Origin of the sequence: Streptomyces sp. NPDC058579 (genome assembly GCF_042718575.1) — a bacterium.
Classification (GTDB): Bacteria; Actinomycetota; Actinomycetes; order Streptomycetales; family Streptomycetaceae; genus Streptomyces.
Genome location: NZ_JBHXPI010000009.1, coordinates 91,561 through 109,330 on the forward strand (window position 1 = coordinate 91,561; position 17,770 = coordinate 109,330).

General features: G+C 72.0%; 20 protein-coding genes. 13 read left to right on the plus strand and 7 right to left on the minus strand.

The window, feature by feature from the left end; translation table 11 throughout:
- Positions 1-49: 49 nt before the first annotated feature.
- Positions 50-988, plus strand: a complete 939-nt coding sequence (locus tag ACFWRO_RS14525; RefSeq protein WP_384509390.1) for an RluA family pseudouridine synthase — start codon at positions 50-52, stop codon at positions 986-988.
- A 57-nt stretch (positions 989-1,045) separates the two neighbouring features.
- Here ACFWRO_RS14525 and ACFWRO_RS14530 read toward each other — a convergent pair whose 3' ends face one another.
- Complete coding sequence (locus tag ACFWRO_RS14530; RefSeq protein WP_384509393.1) at positions 1,046-2,518, minus strand: amino acid permease; 1,473 nt, start codon at positions 2,516-2,518, stop codon at positions 1,046-1,048.
- A 196-nt stretch (positions 2,519-2,714) separates the two neighbouring features.
- Positions 2,715-3,416, minus strand: a complete 702-nt coding sequence (locus ACFWRO_RS14535; RefSeq protein ID WP_384509396.1) for a FadR/GntR family transcriptional regulator — start codon at positions 3,414-3,416, stop codon at positions 2,715-2,717.
- A 138-nt stretch (positions 3,417-3,554) separates the two neighbouring features.
- Between ACFWRO_RS14535 and ACFWRO_RS14540 the strand changes: the two genes are divergently transcribed.
- Positions 3,555-4,079 (plus strand): gluconokinase, encoded by a 525-nt coding sequence (locus tag ACFWRO_RS14540; protein ID WP_384509399.1) that lies wholly within the window; start codon positions 3,555-3,557, stop codon positions 4,077-4,079.
- Positions 4,080-4,277: 198 nt separating this feature from the next.
- A complete protein-coding gene (locus ACFWRO_RS14545; protein WP_384509401.1) occupies positions 4,278-5,675 on the plus strand; it encodes a GntP family permease in 1,398 nt (465 codons plus the stop codon).
- A gap of 44 nt (positions 5,676-5,719) precedes the next feature.
- On the opposite strand, the gene ACFWRO_RS14550 is transcribed toward ACFWRO_RS14545, so the two are convergent.
- Entirely contained in the window at positions 5,720-6,607 is an 888-nt protein-coding gene (locus tag ACFWRO_RS14550) for a TIGR03619 family F420-dependent LLM class oxidoreductase (protein ID WP_384509404.1), read from the minus strand.
- A 72-nt stretch (positions 6,608-6,679) separates the two neighbouring features.
- Between ACFWRO_RS14550 and ACFWRO_RS14555 the strand changes: the two genes are divergently transcribed.
- A complete protein-coding gene (locus ACFWRO_RS14555; protein WP_384509407.1) occupies positions 6,680-7,123 on the plus strand; it encodes an ASCH domain-containing protein in 444 nt (147 codons plus the stop codon).
- A 50-nt stretch (positions 7,124-7,173) separates the two neighbouring features.
- Here ACFWRO_RS14555 and ACFWRO_RS14560 read toward each other — a convergent pair whose 3' ends face one another.
- Positions 7,174-8,829, minus strand: a complete 1,656-nt coding sequence (locus tag ACFWRO_RS14560) for an FAD-binding dehydrogenase (RefSeq protein ID WP_384509410.1) — start codon at positions 8,827-8,829, stop codon at positions 7,174-7,176.
- 105 nt (positions 8,830-8,934) lie between these two features.
- Between ACFWRO_RS14560 and ACFWRO_RS14565 the strand changes: the two genes are divergently transcribed.
- From ACFWRO_RS14565 to ACFWRO_RS14585, 5 genes are read left to right on the plus strand one after another with little or no spacing between them, the layout of a single operon-like run.
- Positions 8,935-9,618, plus strand: coding sequence for a TetR/AcrR family transcriptional regulator (locus ACFWRO_RS14565; protein ID WP_384509413.1), 684 nt, complete (start codon positions 8,935-8,937; stop codon positions 9,616-9,618).
- Positions 9,615-10,397, plus strand: a complete 783-nt coding sequence (locus ACFWRO_RS14570) for a glucose 1-dehydrogenase (protein WP_384509416.1) — start codon at positions 9,615-9,617, stop codon at positions 10,395-10,397. The genes ACFWRO_RS14565 and ACFWRO_RS14570 overlap by 4 nt, the downstream gene beginning before the upstream one ends.
- A 12-nt stretch (positions 10,398-10,409) precedes the next feature.
- A complete protein-coding gene (locus tag ACFWRO_RS14575) occupies positions 10,410-10,922 on the plus strand; it encodes an NUDIX hydrolase (RefSeq protein WP_384509418.1) in 513 nt (170 codons plus the stop codon).
- Positions 10,923-10,931: 9 nt separating this feature from the next.
- Entirely contained in the window at positions 10,932-11,327 is a 396-nt protein-coding gene (locus ACFWRO_RS14580) for a DUF202 domain-containing protein (RefSeq protein ID WP_362004361.1), read from the plus strand.
- Positions 11,324-11,644 (plus strand): DUF202 domain-containing protein, encoded by a 321-nt coding sequence (locus ACFWRO_RS14585; protein WP_384509423.1) that lies wholly within the window; start codon positions 11,324-11,326, stop codon positions 11,642-11,644. The genes ACFWRO_RS14580 and ACFWRO_RS14585 overlap by 4 nt, the downstream gene beginning before the upstream one ends.
- Before the next feature lie 15 nt (positions 11,645-11,659).
- Here ACFWRO_RS14585 and ACFWRO_RS14590 read toward each other — a convergent pair whose 3' ends face one another.
- Both ACFWRO_RS14590 and ACFWRO_RS14595 read right to left on the minus strand, forming a co-directional pair.
- Positions 11,660-12,598: an NADP-dependent oxidoreductase gene (locus tag ACFWRO_RS14590; protein WP_384509426.1), complete on the minus strand. Its 939-nt coding sequence runs from the start codon at positions 12,596-12,598 to the stop codon at positions 11,660-11,662.
- Between the two features lie 71 nt (positions 12,599-12,669).
- Positions 12,670-13,299, minus strand: a complete 630-nt coding sequence (locus ACFWRO_RS14595; RefSeq protein WP_384509429.1) for an NADPH-dependent F420 reductase — start codon at positions 13,297-13,299, stop codon at positions 12,670-12,672.
- Between the two features lie 87 nt (positions 13,300-13,386).
- Here ACFWRO_RS14595 and ACFWRO_RS14600 point away from each other — a divergent pair, with 87 nt between their 5' ends.
- From ACFWRO_RS14600 to ACFWRO_RS14610, 3 genes are all read left to right on the plus strand, one after another.
- Positions 13,387-13,752: a winged helix-turn-helix transcriptional regulator gene (locus ACFWRO_RS14600; RefSeq protein ID WP_384509432.1), complete on the plus strand. Its 366-nt coding sequence runs from the start codon at positions 13,387-13,389 to the stop codon at positions 13,750-13,752.
- Between the two features lie 40 nt (positions 13,753-13,792).
- A complete protein-coding gene (locus ACFWRO_RS14605; protein WP_384509435.1) occupies positions 13,793-14,089 on the plus strand; it encodes a hypothetical protein in 297 nt (98 codons plus the stop codon).
- A 177-nt stretch (positions 14,090-14,266) separates the two neighbouring features.
- Positions 14,267-15,136, plus strand: a complete 870-nt coding sequence (locus ACFWRO_RS14610; RefSeq protein WP_384509709.1) for an MBL fold metallo-hydrolase — start codon at positions 14,267-14,269, stop codon at positions 15,134-15,136.
- Positions 15,137-15,343: 207 nt separating this feature from the next.
- Here the strand turns inward: ACFWRO_RS14610 and ACFWRO_RS14615 are convergent, their stop codons facing one another.
- The gene (locus ACFWRO_RS14615; RefSeq protein ID WP_384509437.1) at positions 15,344-16,585 is read right to left on the minus strand and encodes a glucarate dehydratase family protein; all 1,242 of its coding nucleotides are present in this window, start codon (positions 16,583-16,585) and stop codon (positions 15,344-15,346) included.
- A gap of 157 nt (positions 16,586-16,742) precedes the next feature.
- Here ACFWRO_RS14615 and ACFWRO_RS14620 point away from each other — a divergent pair, with 157 nt between their 5' ends.
- Positions 16,743-17,765: a phosphotransferase family protein gene (locus ACFWRO_RS14620; protein ID WP_384509439.1), complete on the plus strand. Its 1,023-nt coding sequence runs from the start codon at positions 16,743-16,745 to the stop codon at positions 17,763-17,765.
- Positions 17,766-17,770 lie beyond the last annotated feature (5 nt).

Consider the following 17,770-nt stretch of genomic DNA (forward strand, 5'->3'; position numbering starts at 1 on the left):
ACCCCACGTCATGTGGGGTCCTTCTTGCGTTGAGGAGGCGATGGGGCCGGTGAGACGGAGAACGAAGGGGCCGGTCGCGCCGCTCGCGCAGCGCGACGGGATCGATCCCGTGCGGGTCCGGCTGCCCGAGGCCGTCGAGGACGGGTGGGCGACCGTCGGGGAGTACCTCCTGGCGCGGTACGGCGGGGCCGTCGGGGACGCGCGGGTCCGGGAGATGATCCGGGACGGGCGGTTCGTGGGCGTGGACGGGCGGCCGGTCCGGGAGGACGAGCCGTACGCGGCGGGGACGTACCTCTGGTTCCACCGGGACTTCCCCGCCGAGGAGCGGGTGCCCTTCGAGATCGGGGTCGTGCACCGGGACGAACGGATCGTCGTCGTCGACAAGCCGCACTTCCTGGCGACGATGCCTCGCGGGCGGCATGTGACCGAGACCGCGCTCGCGCGGCTGCGGCGGGAGCTGGGGGTGCCGGAGCTGCAGCCCGCCCACCGGCTCGACCGCCTGACGGCCGGGCTCGTGCTGTTCGTGGTGCGACCCGGGGACCGGGGGGCGTACCAGACGCTGTTCCGGGACCGGCTGGTCGGCAAGGAGTACGAGGCGGTGGCGGCGTACGACCCCGGGGTCGCGCTGCCGGTGACCGTACGGAGCCGGATCGTCAAGGAGCGCGGGGTGATCGCCGCGCGGGAGGAGCCGGGCGAGCCGAACAGCGAGAGCCGGATCGAGCTGGTCGAGCGGCGGGGCGGGCTGGGGCGGTACCGGCTGCTGCCGATGACCGGGCGGACCCATCAGCTGCGGGTGCACATGAACAGCCTGGGGCTGCCGATCCTGCACGACCCGGTCTACCCGGTGGTCCAGGAGGACGGCCCTGAGGACTACGCGCGGCCGCTGCAACTGCTCGCGCGGGTCCTTGAGTTCACCGACCCGTTCACGGGGGTGCCGCTGCGGTTCGAGAGCGGGCTGCGGCTCGACGGGATGGACGGGGACGGATAGACGCGAGAGACCCCCGCAGGCCGCCGCCTGCGGGGGTCTCGTCGTCCCGTGGGGGTCTCAGTCCTGGTGCGCCGCCGCGGTCGCGCGGACCCGCTTGCGGACCAGGAACCAGCCGCCGACGAGCAGGAGCCCGATCAGCGGGAGGCAGTTGACAGTGGTGCGGCTGATGCCGCCGTCCATCCACATCAGGACCAGCACCGAGCCGAGGAAGACCAGCGTGACGATCTGGGTGTACGGGGCCCAGGGCAGCTGGTAGCCGGGGCGGGTGACCCGGCCGTCCTTGGAGCGGTTCACGAAGAGCAGCGAGCAGACCATGATCATGGCCCAGGTGCCGATGATGCCGATGGAGGCGAAGTTCAGCACGAGCTCGAAGGCCTCGCCGGGCATGACGTAGTTCAGGCCGACGCCGAGGACACCGAAGGCGGCGGTCAGCAGGATGCCGCCGTAGGGGACGCCGCCCTTGTTCATGACGCCGGTGAACTTGGGCGCGGAGCCCGACAGCGACATGGAGCGCAGGATCCGGCCGGTGGAGTACAGGCCCGAGTTGAGGCTGGAGAGCGCGGCGGTCAGGACGACCAGGTTCATGACGCCCGCGGCGCCGGGGATGCCCAGCTTGTCGAAGACGGTGACGAAGGGGCTCTGGTCGCCGGAGTACGCGGTGTACGGCAGGAGGAGCGCGAGCAGGACGACGGAGCCGACGTAGAAGATGCCCACGCGCCACATGATCGAGTTGATCGCCTTCGGCATGATCTTCTCGGGGTTCTCGGTCTCGCCGGCGGCGACGCCGCACAGCTCGACGGAGGCGTACGCGAAGACGACGCCCTGGATCAGCAGCAGCATCGGCATGACACCGCTGGGGAAGATGCCGCCGTTGTCGGTGATGGTGGAGAAGCCCGGGGTGTGGCCGCCGACCTCGTGCGAGGTCACGATCAGGAAGATGCCGATCAGCATGAAGGCGACGAGCGCGCCGACCTTGATGATCGCGAACCAGAACTCCATCTCACCGAAGTACTTCACGGAGATGAGGTTGGCGGCGAGGACGACCGCGAGGGCGATCAGGGCGAGGATCCACTGCGGGACGTCGCTGAACATGGCCCAGAAGTGGGCGTAGGTCGCGGCCGCGGTGATGTCGGCGATGGCGGTGGTCGACCAGTTGAGGAAGTAGAGCCAGCCGGCCGTGTAGGCGCCCTTCTCGCCCATGAACTCACGGGCGTAGGAGACGAAGGCTCCGGAGGAGGGGCGGTAGAGGACCAGCTCACCGAGGGCCCGCACCACGAAGAAGGCGAAGACGCCGCAGACGGCGTAGGCGATGAAGAGGGACGGTCCCGCGCTGGCCATGCGGCCACCGGCGCCGAGGAAGAGGCCGGTGCCGATCGCGCCGCCGATGGCGATCATGTTGATGTGCCGGGACTTGAGGTCCTTGCGGTATCCGGCGTCACCGGCGTCGACGTGGGGGGACGTCCCTGTGGCGGTCGCCGGGGGTGGCGTGGCGGACAGCGTGTCGGCCGCAGAGGGGGTGCGGTCACTCATGGAGTTGTTCGCCTTCGTGAGGGGGAGGGTCTGTGCGGTACCCGGCCGCGCGCGCGTGGAGATCGTCCACGGCTCTTACGGCCAGCGCACATCGTCACGGCAAGGCGGGAATTCAGCAGTGGCCAATGTCACTGAACGCCCTTATTTGAGCTACTTCTGAGGTTGCGTGGGCGTAAAGTACCGGGGTGCGCCGGACTTACGGGGCGAGAACGTCCAGTTCCTTGAGGGCGCCGACCGCGATCTGACGCGTCAGCTCCTCGGCGCGGACCGCGTCCCTCTCCCGTACCGCCTCGGCGACCTGGACGTGCAGGGTGACGGCGGCCGGGTCGGGGTCCTCGAACATCACCTGGTGGTGCGTGCGACCGGTGAGGACCTCGGCGACGACGTCGCCGAGCCGGGCGAACATCTCGTTGCCGGAGGCGTTGAGGACGACCCGGTGGAAGGCGATGTCGTGGACGAGATACGCCTCCAGCTGCCTTCCGCGTGAGGTGGCGACCATGCCGAGGGCCTGCTCGGTCAGTTCGCGGCACTGCTCGGGGGTGGCGTGGGTGGCGGCGAGGCCCGCGGCGACGGGTTCGACCGCGGAGCGGAGCACGGTGAGCGAGCGGAGCTGGCGGGGGCGGTCGGCGCCGGCCAGGCGCCAGCGGATGACCTGGGGGTCGTACACGTTCCACTGGGCGGTCGGCAGGACGATCACGCCGACGCGGCGGCGGGACTCGACGAGGTGCATGGACTCCAGGACGCGGACGACCTCGCGGACGACGGTGCGCGAGACGTCGAAGCGCTGGGCGAGTTCGTCGGTGCGCAGCACGTTGCCGGGCGGGTACTCCCCCGCGGTGATCGCGAGACCCAGGGTGGCGAGGACGTGCGAATGAAGCCCCTGGGCCGGTGTCGTCATGGGGGTCAGCCTACGCGGCGACCAAGATCGGGAACAAAAAGTATGACTTTAATGTCACAGACCCTTGAATACGTCGTACCCAATGGGTTTCATGAGCGCGACGGATCGATGTCGAAGAAGACAGCGAGGCACCACCCCATGAGCACCACCTCCCCGACGGTCCCCCGGGTCGTCGTCGTGATGGGCGTCGCCGGCACCGGCAAGACGACCATCGGCCCGCTGGTCGCGGACGCCCTCGGCGTCCCCTATGCCGAGGGCGACGACTTCCACCCGGCGGCGAACGTCGCCAAGATGTCGGCCGGCGTCCCGCTGGACGACGCCGACCGCGGCCCCTGGCTCGACGCGATCGGGCGCTGGGCGCACGGCCGGGAAGGGCTCGGCGGGGTGGTGAGCAGCTCCGCGCTGAAGCGGATCTACCGGGACCGGCTGCGGGCGGCCGCCCCGGGCGTGGTCTTCCTCCATCTGACCGGCGACCGCGAGCTGATCGAGGGGCGGATGGCCGAGCGCAAGGGCCACTTCATGCCGACGGCCCTGCTCGACTCCCAGTTCGCCACGCTCCAGCCGCTGGGCGACGACGAGGCGGGCGTCGCCGTCGACGTCTCCGGCTCACCGGAGGAGATCGCGGCCCGCGCGGTCGCGGCGCTGGGCCGCCTGGTCGGCTGACGGCGCATCGCGTACGTCGGCTTGCTCGGCGTAACCCGAAGACCGACTCCTCGCGGCGTCACCCCGAAACCCGACTCCCCTCGGCGTCACCCCCGTACGCCGACCCGGCGTGCGCCACCTGTACGTCGGTCCCTCGGCGGCAGCCCCCGGCGTCGCCCCCCTCGTTCCCCCTCGCCCCCGTCCCCGTAAGGAACCACCGTGACCAGTCTCAGCGTCGAGATGCTGGCAGCGGACGCCGTCGAGCCGATCACCTCGGCCGGCAACGCCCAGCTGGGCTTCGCCGTGCTCGCGGGTATCGCCGTCATCGTCCTGCTCATCACCAAGTTCAAGCTGCACGCCTTCCTGGCCCTGACGATCGGCTCGCTGGCGCTCGGTGCCTTCGCCGGTGCGCCGCTCGCGGCGACGATCGACTCGTTCACCACCGGTCTCGGCAAGACCGTCGCGGGTGTGGGCGTGCTGATCGCGCTCGGCGCGATCCTCGGCAAGCTGCTCGCCGACTCCGGCGGCGCGGACCAGATCGTCGACACGATCCTCGCCAGGGCGAGCGGGCGGGCGATGCCCTGGGCGATGGTCCTCATCGCCTCCGTCATCGGGCTGCCGCTCTTCTTCGAGGTCGGCATCGTCCTGCTGATCCCGGTGGTGCTGCTCGTCGCCAAGCGCGGCAACTACTCGCTGATGCGGATCGGCATACCCGCCCTCGCCGGTCTGTCCGTCATGCACGGGCTCATACCGCCGCACCCCGGCCCGCTGGTCGCCATCGACGCGCTCGGCGCCAACCTCGGTGTCACGCTCGCCCTCGGCGTCCTGGTCGCGATACCGACCGTGATCATCGCCGGTCCGCTGTTCTCCCGGTACGCGGCCCGCTGGGTCGACATCCCGGCCCCCGAGAACATGATCCCCACGCGTCCCTCGGAGGACCTGGAGAAGCGTCCCGGCTTCGGCGCCACCGTCGCGACCGTCCTGCTGCCCGTCGTCCTGATGCTGGTCAAGGCGCTCGTCGACATCGTCGTGGACAACCCCGGCAACGGGCTGCAGAAGGTCACCGACGTCATCGGCTCGCCGCTCATCGCGCTGCTCGCGGCCGTGCTCGTGGGCATGTTCACGCTGGGCCGCGCGGCCGGGTTCACCAAGCAGCGGCTCTCCACCACCGTCGAGAAGTCCCTCGCCCCGATCGCGGGCGTCCTGATGATCGTCGGCGCGGGCGGTGGCTTCAAGCAGACCCTGATCGACGTGGGCGTCGGCCAGATGATCCTGGACTTCTCCGAGAACTGGTCGATCCCGGCGCTGCTCCTCGCCTGGCTGATCGCGGTGGCGATCCGCCTCGCGACCGGTTCCGCCACCGTGGCGACGATCTCGGCGGCCGGGCTCGTGGCCCCGCTCGCCGAGGGCATGGGCACGAGCGAGACGGCGCTGCTCGTCCTCGCGATCGGCGCGGGCTCGCTCTTCTTCAGCCATGTGAACGACGCCGGTTTCTGGCTGGTGAAGGAGTACTTCGGCATGACCGTCGGCCAGACGATCAAGACCTGGTCGGTGATGGAGACGATCATCTCGGTCGTCGGGATCGTCTTCGTGCTGCTGCTGTCGCTGGTGTTGTAGCCGCCGCACTCCCCCTCCGTACGGGACCGGGTCCGGATCGCCGCTCAGGCGTTCCTGATCCGGTTCAGTACGTTCCGGCCCAGTTCCAGGGCCTCTTCGGGTTCGCGGGTCGCCTGCTGGAAGTCGACGAAGCAGGAGTCCGCTCCGGTGGCCCGGACACCCGCCAGAACGGCGGCTACGGTGTCGGCCGTCATGTCCGGGGTGGCGTTGAACCGGATGTGGCGGCGCAGCGCGTCGGGGTCCCGGCCGGCCTCGTCCGCGGCGCGGCGGGCGATCTCCCAGAGGCCCGCGGCGGCCTCCGGCGGCAGGACCGCGCCGACCCAGCCGGCCGCGCGCCGGCCGACGCGGCGCAGCGCGGCCGGGCTGAAGCCGCCGAGGTAGACCGGGGGCCCGGCGGGCTGGGCGGGGCGGAGGCCGACGTACGCGCGGGGGATCGTCCAGTGCGGGCCCTTGTGGCCGAACTCCTCCTCGGTCCAGATGCCCCCGAGGATGTCGAGGATCTCGTCGAGGTGGGCGCCGCGCCGCCCGAAGTCGGCGTTGACCGCGGTGTACTCGTCGCGGAGCCAGCCGATGCCCAGGCCGACGTCGAGCCGGCCGCCGCTCAGCCCGTCGAGCGAGGTGAGGCTGCGGGCGAGCAACAGGGGCGGATACCAGGGGGCGTTGAGGGTGGACATGCCGAGCCGGGCCCGCCGGGTGGCGGTGGCGGCGACCGTCAGGACGGTGAGCGGGTCGAGGAACGTCCGGTACTCCTGGGGGTACGGGTTCTCGGGGGTGTGGCCCGGGTAGATGTCGCTCGGTGCGACCGGGGCGAGCGAACGGTCCCCCACCCAGAAGGAGTCGAAGCCCGCTTCCTCGGCGTCGCGGGCGAAGCCGGCGATCGTCTCGGGGCGGGCGTGCGTTCCGTACTGGGGCAGTGCGATGCCTGTCTCCATGCCCTCATGGTGAGTTGGGGGCGACCGGCGCCACGAAGGGGTCGGCGAGTGAGCCGTGCCACACTGACGGGCATGGAAGAGACGTTCGACGACCCCGCCTCCCTCAAGCCGTTCGAGCTCGCCTTCCCCGGCCCGCTGCGCGACACGCTCGTGGCCGCGGTCCTCTCCGGCGACAAGACCTCGACGACCGGCCTCGTGGTGGAGTACGAGGCGGCGGGCGAGGAGTTGCCGCGTGTCGGCGAGCGCTGGGCCCTGGTGGACTCGGCCGAGCGGCCCGTCGCGGTCGTGGAGACCACGGAGGTACGGGTCCTGCCGGTCGGGGAGATCGACCTCCGGTTCGCGATCGACGAGGGCGAGGGGTACACGACCGTCGCCGAGTGGCGAACCGCCCACAACGGGTTCTGGCACGGCGCCGCGATGCGGGAGTTCCTCGGCGACCCGGAGTTCACCGTGACCGACGCGACGATGGCGGTCGCGGAGCGGTTCCGGGTCGTGCGGCGCCTCGGGGAGGTCTGAGGGCCGGACGACCCCATCGGGTACGCCCAGCCCACCGCCTCCGCCTCCGCCTACCCCAACGCCTTGGCCGCCGCCCGGCCCGCCGCCCGGCCCGAGAAGATGCAGCCGCCGAGGAAGGTGCCCTCCAGGGAGCGGTAGCCGTGGACGCCTCCGCCGCCGAAGCCAGCCGCCTCGCCGGCCGCGTACACCCCCTCCAGTACCTCGCCGCCCTCCCGGAGTACCCGCGACGACAGGTCGGTCTCCAGGCCGCCGAGCGACTTCCGGGTGAGGATGTTCAGGCGTACGGCGATCAGCGGACCGGCCTTGGGGTCCAGGATCCGGTGCGGGGACGCCGTACGGATCAGCTTGTCGCCCAGGTACTTGCGCGCGCCCCGGATCGCCGTGACCTGGAGGTCCTTGGTGAAGGGGTTGGCGATCTCGCGGTCCCTCGCCGTGATCTCGCGGCGCAGCTCCGCCTCGTCGATCAGGGGCTCGTCCGTGAGGGCGTTCATGCCCCGGACGAGGGCGGCCAGGTCGTTCTCGACGACGAAGTCGACGCCGTGGTCCATGAACGCCTGCACCGGGCCCGGTACGTCCGCGCGGGCGCGGCCGATGACGTCGCGGATCGACTTGCCGGTGAGGTCAGGGTTCTGCTCGGAGCCCGAGAGGGCGAACTCCTTGCCGATGATGCGCCGGTCGAGCACGAACCAGGTGTGGTCGTGGCCGGTCCGCATGATGTGTTCGAGCGTGCCGAGGGTGTCGAAGCCGGGGAAGAGCGGGACGGGCAGCCGGCGGCCGCGCGCGTCCAGCCAGAGCGAGGACGGGCCGGGCAGGATGCGGATGCCGTGCTTGGCCCAGATCGGGTTCCAGTTCTCGATGCCCTCGGTGTAGTGCCACATCCGGTCGCGGTTGATGTGGCGCGCCCCGGCCTCCTCGGTGATGCCGAGCATCAGTCCGTCGACGTGGGCGGGGACTCCGGAGAGCAGCTTCGCGGGCGGGGTGCCGAGGCGGTCGGGCCACTGCTTGCGTACGAGGTCGTGGTTGCCGCCGATGCCACCCGAGGTGACGATCACCGCCTGCGCCCGGAGCGCGAAGGAGCCGGTCACCTCCCGGCTGCTCGCGGTGCCGCGCTCGGCGCCGGACGGCTCCAGGATCTCGCCGCTGACCGTGTCCACGGCGCCGGCCGTGGATCCGAGGGCGGTGACCCGGTGCCGGAAGCGGAACTGGACGAGGCCGCGGGCCACGCCCTCGCGCACGCGTTGCTCGAAGGGGGCGACGAGGCCGGGTCCCGTACCCCAGGTGATGTGGAAGCGGGGCACCGAGTTGCCGTGCCCGGTCGCGTCGTACCCGCCGCGCTCGGCCCAGCCCACGACGGGGAAGAACCGCACCCCGCGCGCGTGCAGCCAGGACCGCTTCTCGCCGGCCGCGAAGTCGACGTACGCCTCGGCCCACTTCCGCGGCCAGTGGTCCTCGGGGCGGTCGAAGCCGGCCGTGCCGAACCAGTCCTGGAGGGCGAGCTCGTGGCTGTCCTTGATGCGCAGCCTGCGCTGCTCGGGCGAGTCGACGAGGAAGAGGCCGCCGAAGGACCAGTGGGCCTGGCCGCCCAGGGACTGTTCGGGCTCCTGGTCGAGCAGGATGACGCTCCGCCCGGCGTCCACGAGTTCGGCGGTGGCCACCAGGCCGGCGAGGCCGGCCCCGATCACGATCACATCAGCGTCGTACGACATGGACCGAATCTTGGATACACGAATGTATCGAGTCAACCGTCCGGACCGTGCGGACCGCGTGCACGCCCCTCCCCTTTTCTAATGTCGAGCATTAATATGGTGGGCATGGCGAGGACGTCAGGGCCCGAGACCCGGGACAAACTGATCCGCGCGGCGGAGGAACTCTTCGCCGCGCAGGGCGTCGACGGCGCCCAGCTGCGGGACATCGTGGCCCTCGCGGGCCAGAGCAACCCGTCGGCCGTGCAGTACCACTTCGGCTCGCGGGCGGGCCTGCTCGACGCGGTGATGGCCGGCCGCCAGAGACGTACGGAGCAGGTCCTCGAACCGCTCCTCGCCGAGGCGCCCGACGAGCCGCACGCGCTGCTCAGGGCCCTGATCGGCGCCGAGGCGAGCGAGCTGCGCACCGAGCGCGGCCGCCGCTGTCTGCGGATCTCCGCCCAGCTCAGCCACGAGAGCGGGGTGCGCACCCGCACGCCGCATCCCACGCTCGACGGCACGGTGTACTGGCGGCTGATCGAGCGGGTCGAGGCCTGTCTGACCGGTTCGACCGGCCTGCCTGGCCGGCCTGGCCTGCCCGGTCTTCCTGAGGCTCTCCTGCTCGAACGGCTCGACCTGGCGCTCACCGTCGTCGGCGCCGCCATGGCCGACCGGGCCCGGCAGTACCTCGACGGCACCGTTCCGCTGACGGACGAGGAGCTCTTCCTCGCCGACCTCGTCCAGACCACGACGGCCCTGCTGCAAGCTCCGCCGCCGCCCTCGATGCCCTCGATCCGAAAGGACCTCTCATGACCGAGAACCCCCGCCTCCACGACCTCACCGGCAAGACCGTCCTCATCACCGGAGGCGCCCGCGGCCTGGGCGCCGAGGCCGCGCGGCAGGCCGTCGCCGCCGGGGCGAACGTCGTGATCACCGACGTGCTCGACGACGAGGGCAAGGCGACCGCGGCCGAGCTGGGCGAGCGGGCGCGCTTCCTCCACCACGACGTGACCTCCGAGGAGGCGTGGGCGGCGGCCGTCGCGTACGCGGTCGCCGAGTTCGGCGGGCTGCACGGACTGGTGAACAACGCCGGGATATCCAGCGGCGCCTTCCTGGAGACCGAGTCCGTGGAGAACTTCCGCCGGGTGCTCGACATCAACCTGACCGGTGTCTTCATCGGCATGAAGGCCGCGATCCCGGCGATGAAGGAGGCCGGCGGCGGCTCGATCGTCAACATCTCCTCGGCCGCCGGCCTGATGGGCCTCGCGCTCACCGCCGGCTACGGCGCCTCGAAGTGGGGCGTACGCGGGCTGACGAAGATCGGCGCGGTGGAGCTGGGCACGGCGCGGATCCGCGTCAACTCGGTCCACCCGGGCATGACGTACACCCCGATGACCGCCGGGGTCGGCATCGAGAAGGGTGAGGGGAAGTACCCCAACACCCCGATGGGGCGGGTCGGGGAGCCCGACGAGATCGCCGGCGCGGTGGTCTTCCTGCTCTCGGACGCGGCCTCCTACGTGACGGGCGCGGAGCTGGCCGTGGACGGCGGCTGGACGACCGGGCCGACGGTGAAGTACGTCATGGGGCAGTGATCTGATGGGGGTATGAACCCCGCCGAAGAGATCCTGGACGTCGTCGACGAGCACGACGAGGTGATCGGGCAGGCCCCGCGCGGCGAGGTGTACGCGCGGGGCCTGATCCATCGCTGCGTCTTCATCCAGGCAAGGGACGCCGAGGGCCGGATCTTCGTGCACCGGCGGACGCCCGGGAAGCTGGTCTACCCGTCGATGTACGACATGTTCGTCGGCGGGGTCGTCGGCGCCGGCGAGTCGTACGACGACGCGGCGCTGCGCGAGGCCGAGGAGGAGCTCGGCGTCTCCGGTCTGCCACGCCCCGAGCCGCTCTTCCGGTTCCTGTACGACTCCGGGGGCGTCGCCGGGAAGTGGTGGTCGGCGGTGTACGAGGTGCGGTGCGAGCTGCCGGTGGACCCGCAGGTGGAGGAGGTCGCCTGGCACGCCTTCCTGCCCGAGGCGGAGGTGGTCGCGCGGCTCGGCGAGTGGGCGTGGGTGCCGGACGGCCTGGCCGCGTACGAACGGCTCCGCGCGCACCGCGGTTAAGGTGCCCGGGTGAGTGACTTCGTGCAGAGTCTGCGCCTGTGGTTCGCGCCGCAGCGGATCCGTGACGAGGGCGAGACTCCGGACTACCGGTTCTCGCTCGCCAACGAGCGCACCTTCCTCGCCTGGATCCGGACCGCGCTCGCGCTCGTGGGTGGCGGGTTCGCCGTCGACCAGTTCCTGCCGGACCTGCGCTGGGGCGTACGCGTCGGGCTCGCGCTCGCGCTGCTGGCGGCGGGCGTGCTGTGCGCGCTGCGGGCGGTGAACCACTGGGTGCGGTGCGAGCGGGCGATGCGGCGCGGGGAGGACCTGCCGGTGTCGCGGTTCCCGACGGTGCTGAGCCTCGCGGTGGCCCTGGTGGCCGTGGTGATGGTGGTGGTCATCCTCTTCGGCTGGGCCGGCCGGTGACCGAGGGGGCGGCGCCCGTCCGGGATCCGGGGCTGCAGCCGGAACGGACCCGGCTCGCGTGGCGCCGTACGACGCTGACCTGCACGATCGTGGCGGTGCTTGCCGCGAAGTCGGCGATCACGGACGAGATCACGGCGGCGGGGGTGGCGGGCGCCGCCGGGGTGGCGCTGGTCTGGGTCGGCTTCCTCGCGGTCGCCCACCGCCGCATCCACACCCTGGACGCGGCCCGGCCGAGCCCGCTCTCGCGCCGGGGCGCACTGCTCGCGACGGCGTGCACGGTGGCCCTCGCAGCGCTCGCGGTGGCGGTGGTTCTGTAGGGGAGCTGGGTGCCTCTAGTCCGGCCAGGCCACCGTGACGACGACCTTGCCCTGGAGGCCGCCCTCCTGGTTGGCGCGCTGGGCGTCGGCGGCCTCTTCCAGGGGGAAGGACCGGGCGACCCGTACGGAGAGCACGCCCTCGTCGACCAGACGGGCGAGCGCGGCGAGGTCCTCGGAGTCCGGGCGGACCCAGAAGTAGCGGCCGCCCAGGCCGATCACCTCGCCGTCCGCGATGGAGGCCAGGCGGCCCTCGGGGGCCAGGACGTCCGCGGTCTTCTTGAGGAAGGTGCCGCCGATGGTGTCGAAGGCCGCGTCCACGCCGTCGGGCGCGAGGGAGCGGACCTGGTCGACGAAGGTGTGCTCGTCGTAGACGACGGGCTCGCCGCCCAGTTCCTCGACCCGCTCCTGGCCGCCCTCGCGCACCGCGCCGATGACCCGGCAGCCGAGGTGGCGGGCGATCTGGACGGCCATGGAGCCGACTCCGCCGGCCGCCGCGTGCACCAGGACCGTGTCGCCCTGGCGGACGGTGAGGGCCTGGTGGAGCACCTGGTAGGCGGTGAGCCCGGCCAGCGGGAGGGCTGCGGACTCCTCGAAGCCCACGGTGCGGGGCTTGCGGGCGAGCGTACGGACGGGGGCGGCGACGTACTCCGCGAAGGTTCCCCGGGAGAGGAAGTCCTCGCGGACGTAGCCCATGACCTCGTCACCGACGGTGAACTCGGTGACGGAGACGCCGGGCTGGACGACGACGCCGGAGACGTCCCAGCCGGGGATCACCGGGAAGACGGCGTCGATCATCCCGTCCAGGTAGCCGGCCTGGGCCTTCCAGTCGACGGGGTTCACGGCCGCCGCCCGTACCTTGACGAGCACGTCGTCCGGGCCGACCTTCGGGTCGGGCCGATCGCCGTACTCGAGCACCTCGGGGCCGCCGTACCGGCTGTAGCTGATCGCCTTCATACCCCGAACGATCACTGCGCCCCCCGTCCCCCGCAAGCCGGATACCCCCGGCAGAGCGGCAGCGCGCCTGGTCAGCCAGCCAGCGCCGCCGGCGGAGGGAGCAGGGTGCGTGGGTCCTGACCGGCGTGCCAGAGGCCGATCAGGAAGGCGGTGGCGGCCTCCAGGAGGTCGGCGCGGCCGAGCGGGCCGACGACGAGCGGGACGCAGCCCAGGTCTTTCACCAGCGTGGCGACGAGGGCCAGTGCCTGCTCGTCGTCGCCGCAGAGCGGGACGGTGAGCCGGCCGTCGGCGAAGACGGGTGGCGTTCGGGCCCAGACGGCGGGCGTGACGTGGTTGAAGGCCTTCACCACGCGGGCGCCGGTGGCGGCCGCGATGGTCCGGGCGGCGCCGGGGCCGTGGCCGGTGGTGAGGACGAGACCCGGTCCGATCGCGTTGGTGCAGTCGATGAGGACCGGGTCGCCCGGCAGCGCGCCGACGCCCGCGAGGACGTCGAGCACGGCGTCGTACGGGAGGGCGAGGAGGGCCGCGTCGCCGAACCGGGCCGCGTCGCGGAGGCTGCCCGCGTGGGCGCCGATCCGTGCGGCGAGGGCGTCCGCCCCGGCCGCCGTCCGGCCGCCGACGAGGATCTCGTGGCCGGCCCGGGCCCACTGTCCGCCGAGTGCCTCGGCCATGTTCCCCGTACCGAGAATTCCGATGCGCATGCGCGCCTCCCTGTGGTCGTGTGGAGCGATGCGAACGACGCTAGAGGGGCCCTCGGTTACCGATCGGTGCGTGGGGCGGGGGCCGAGGTGACCGAGCGGCTGCTCGCCGACTGTCGGGCCCGGCTGGGCTTCGACCTGCTCGCGAACACCTGGAACGCCGTGGTCCTGTACGCCCTGGCCGAGGGGCCCCTGCGCCCTCGTGAGCTTCGGGCCGGGATCGGTGGGATCAGCGCCAAGGTGCTCACCGAGACGCTGCGCCGGCTTGAGGGGTACGCCCTGGTGGAGCGGCGGGTCTACGACGAGTCGCCACCCCGTGTGGAGTACGCGCTGACCGGCCTGGGGCGGACGCTCCTGGGGCCGATCGAGGCGCTGGGGCGGTGGGCGGCGGAGTACGGGGAGGCGTTCGCCGACGCACAGGGGTGGAACCAGGACGACTCGGACATTCAGGGCTAACCTGAACCACGTCACATCACACCCCCACAGAGGCGATGTCATGACCCTTCTCCACCAAGAGCACCCCACCCACGAGCACGACCACGGCCCGGCCTGCGGGCATCCGGCCGTCGAGCACGAGGGGCACGTGGACTACGCCCACGACGGGCATCTCCACCGGGAGCACGACGGCCACTGGGACGAGTGCGAGCGGACGCGGCACCAGTCGCACGACGGGCACACGCACCAGCACGGGCCGGCGTGCGGGCACGAGGCGGTGGCCCACGGCGACCACGTCGACTACGCGCACGACGGGCACCGGCACGCGGCGCACGACGGGCACTGGGACGACCACTGAGTTTCCCCGGACCGGGCCCGACTGGCAGGCTGCCACCTGTCAGTTCGGGCCCGTTCTCGTCGTCCGGGGGTCATCTTGTCCGCCAACGCCAACGCCAATGCCCACGCGCACTCCAACGCCCACGTCACATCCCACGCGTCCGCCTTCGAGCCTTATGTCGTCGCGCTCGCGCCGGACGTGTTCGCCTTCGTCCAGCCCGACGGCGGCTGGTGCCTGAACAACGCCGGGTTCCTGGGCGACGCCCACGAGACCCTGCTCGTGGACACGGCCGCCACCGAGCGCCGCGCCCGCCTGCTGCGCGCGGCGGTGCTCGCCGAGGGGCTGCCGCTCCCCCGGACCATCGTCTCGACCCACCATCACGGCGACCACACCTACGGCAACGGGGTGTTCGCGCCCGAGGCGCGGGTCGTCGGCCACGACAGCTGCCGGGCCGAGCAGATCGCCGTCGGCCGCCAGCTCCATCTGATCTGGCCGCAGACGGACTTCGGCGCGGTGGAGGTGACCCCGCCCTCACTCACGTACAGCGAACGGCTGACCCTGTACGTGGGCGAGCTGGAGGTGCGGGTGCTGCACCCGGGTCCCGCGCACACCACCGGCGACTCGATCGTCCATGTCCCGGAGCGGGGCGTGGTGTTCACCGGGGACCTGGTCTTCCAGGGCGGGACGCCGTTCCTGCCGATGGGTTCGCTGGCGGGCTCGCTGCGCGCCCTCGGCCTGCTGCGCTCTCTGGACGCGCCGACGGTGGTGCCGGGGCACGGGCCCGTGACGGACCCGTCCGCGTACGACGCGACGGAGCGGTATCTGCGGTGGGTGGCCGAACTGGCCCACGAGGGGTACGCGAAGGGCGCGACGCCCCTGGAGACGGCGCGCGAGGCGGACCTCGGGGAGTTCGCCGCCTGGCGGGAGAGCGAGCGTCTGGTGGCCAACCTGCACCGCGCGTACGCGGAGTTGAGTGGCCTGCCGGAGGGTTCGCCGCTGGACCCGGTGACGGTCTTCGGGGACATGGCGGCGATGAACGGCGGCGTGCCGGTGGCCTGCCACGCCTAGCCCTGCCCGGCGGCCGGGCGCGCGCTCCCGAAGGGCCTTTCGGGCCGCCGTGGCCGTCCCCAGGGGCCGGACAGTCTGCCCCGCCGTACCTGGCGGGGCGTCACCGCGCGCGGGTAATACCGGGAAGCAGACCCGCGTCCGGGGACAACACGCAGCCGCTCACCCTCCCGAGTCCCTGAGTCCCAGGTCTCCTGAGCCCCGGGCCTCCTACGGCCGCAGCCTGCGCAGCGCCGCCGCGTCGTCGCGGTCGCGGTGGGTGCCGTCGTCGTCGAGCCAGCGGCGGTGCAGGGCGGCGAGTGCGGCGCGGTCCAGTTCGACGCCGAGGCCGGGCGCGTCGGAGACCGCGAGGTGCCCGTCCCGGAACGCGGGGCGGGTGGTGACGACGTCCTCGGTCTGCCACGGGTAGTGGGTGTCGCAGGCGTGGTCGAGGCGGGGCAGTGTCGCGGCCACCTGGGTCATGGCCGCGAGGCTGATGCCGAGGTGGGTGTTGGAGTGCATGGAGAGCCCGACGCCGTACGTACGGCAGAGCGCGGCCAGTTCGCGGGTGCGGTGCAGCCCGCCCCAGTAGTGGTGGTCGCAGAGGACGATCCGTACCGCGTTCTCGGCGAAGGCCTCGGGGACCTCCTCGAAGGTCGTCACGCACATGTTGGTCGCGAGCGGCACGTCCGTGCGGGCCGCGATGTGGGCCATGGCGTCCGTGCCGGTCGCCGGGTCCTCCAGGTACTCCAGGACGTCCTTCAGTTCGCGCGCCACGTCGAGCGAGGTCTCCGTGGACCAGGCGCCGTTGGGGTCGAGCCGGAGCGGCCGGCCGGGGAACTCCTCGGCGAGGGCCCGGATCGCGGCGATCTCCTGGTCGGGCGGGAAGACCCCGCCCTTGAGCTTGAAGGACCGGAAGCCGTACGCGCCGTCGAAGCGGCGGGCCTGCGCGACGATGCCGGCCGGGTCGAGGGCCGCGCCCCAGTCGTCGGTCCCTGCGTACTTGTAGAAGAGGTACGCGCTGTACTCGACGGAGTCGCGGACCTTGCCGCCGAGCAGCGCGTGCACGGGCAGGCCGAGGGTCTTGCCGAGCGCGTCCAGACAGGCGACCTCGAAGGCCGAGACGACGGAGAGGCGGAGCTTGTCGGCGGTCTGGACCCCGCGCAGGCCGCCCGCGTCGACCCGCTCGTCCACGGCCCGCGAGTCGCCGCACACCCGCTCGGCCAGCCCGAACAGGCCGTTCACGTCCGTGACCGACTGTCCCGGGAGCGCCTCGGCCAGCGGCCGGGCGAGCTCCAGGTACTTCCCGTCGCCGTACGTCTCGCCGAGGCCGACCACCCCGCCCCGCGTCACCACCTCGACGATCAGGCGGGGCGTGAAGGGCTGGTGGACGCCCTGGGTGTTGAGCAGCGGCGGGTCGGCGATCAGGATCGGGGTCAGCCGGACGTCCTCGACAAGCAGCGCTGGATTCATATGTGAACTCTATTCATGGATCAGATCCGGTGCCAGAGCTCTGCCTCTCCTTTTCCCCTATCGGCGCCCCTCAGTCCCCGCCCCACCCTGGACGACATACCGACTGGTCGGTCATCATGAACGCCGACCCGCTCTCCCGTCCCCGGAGGTACGCACGATGAGTTCAGCTCCGCCACCAGGTCTCGACCCCGAGCAGCTGCGCGGATTCCTCGACCGGGAACGGCCGGGACTCGTGCGCGGCCCGCTCGACGCCCGGCTGATCGAGGGCGGCCGGTCGAACCTGACGTACGTCGTCTCCGACGGCACAGACCGCTGGGTGGTACGCCGGCCTCCGCTCGGTCATGTCCTCGCCACCGCGCACGACATGAAGCGCGAGCACCGCGTGATCAGCGCCCTGCACACGACGGCCGTGCCCGTCCCGGAGACCGTGCTCCTCTGCGAGGACGAGTCCGTCCTCGGGGCGCCCTTCTACGTCATGGAGTTCGTCGACGGCACCCCGTACCGCTCCGCCGAACAGCTCGCCCCGCTCGGCCCCGAGCGCACCCGCGAGGCCGTCCTCGGCCTGGTCGACACGCTCGTCGAGCTGCACGCCGTGGACCCGGCCGAGGTGGGGCTCGGCGACTTCGGGCGGCCCGAGGGCTTCCTCGACCGCCAGCTGCGCCGCTGGGGCAAGCAGCTCGACGCCTCCCGCAACCGGGAGCTCGCGGGCATCGACGAGCTGCACGCCGCGCTCGGCCGCGCCCTGCCCGCCTCCGCGGCCCCGGCCGTCGTCCACGGCGACTACCGCCTGGACAACGTCCTGATCGGCGCGGACGACCGGATCAAGGCCGTCCTCGACTGGGAGATGTCCACGCTCGGCGATCCGCTGACGGACCTCGGGCTGCTCGCGATGTACAGCGCGAAGCTCGACCTCCCGCACTCCCCCGTCTCCACGACCGCCGGGGCCGCCGGCCACCCGGACCCCGCCGAGCTGATCGAGCGGTACGCCCTCCGCTCCGGCCGCGACACCTCCGCCATCTCCTGGTACACGGCCTTCGCCTGGTTCAAGCTCGCCGTGATCCTGGAGGGCATCCACTACCGCTACACCCTCGGCCAGACCGTCGGCGCCGGCTTCGACCGCATCGGCGACCTCGTCCCCGTCTTCATCGAGCACGGCCTCACCACCCTCCAGGAAGGCTGATCCGC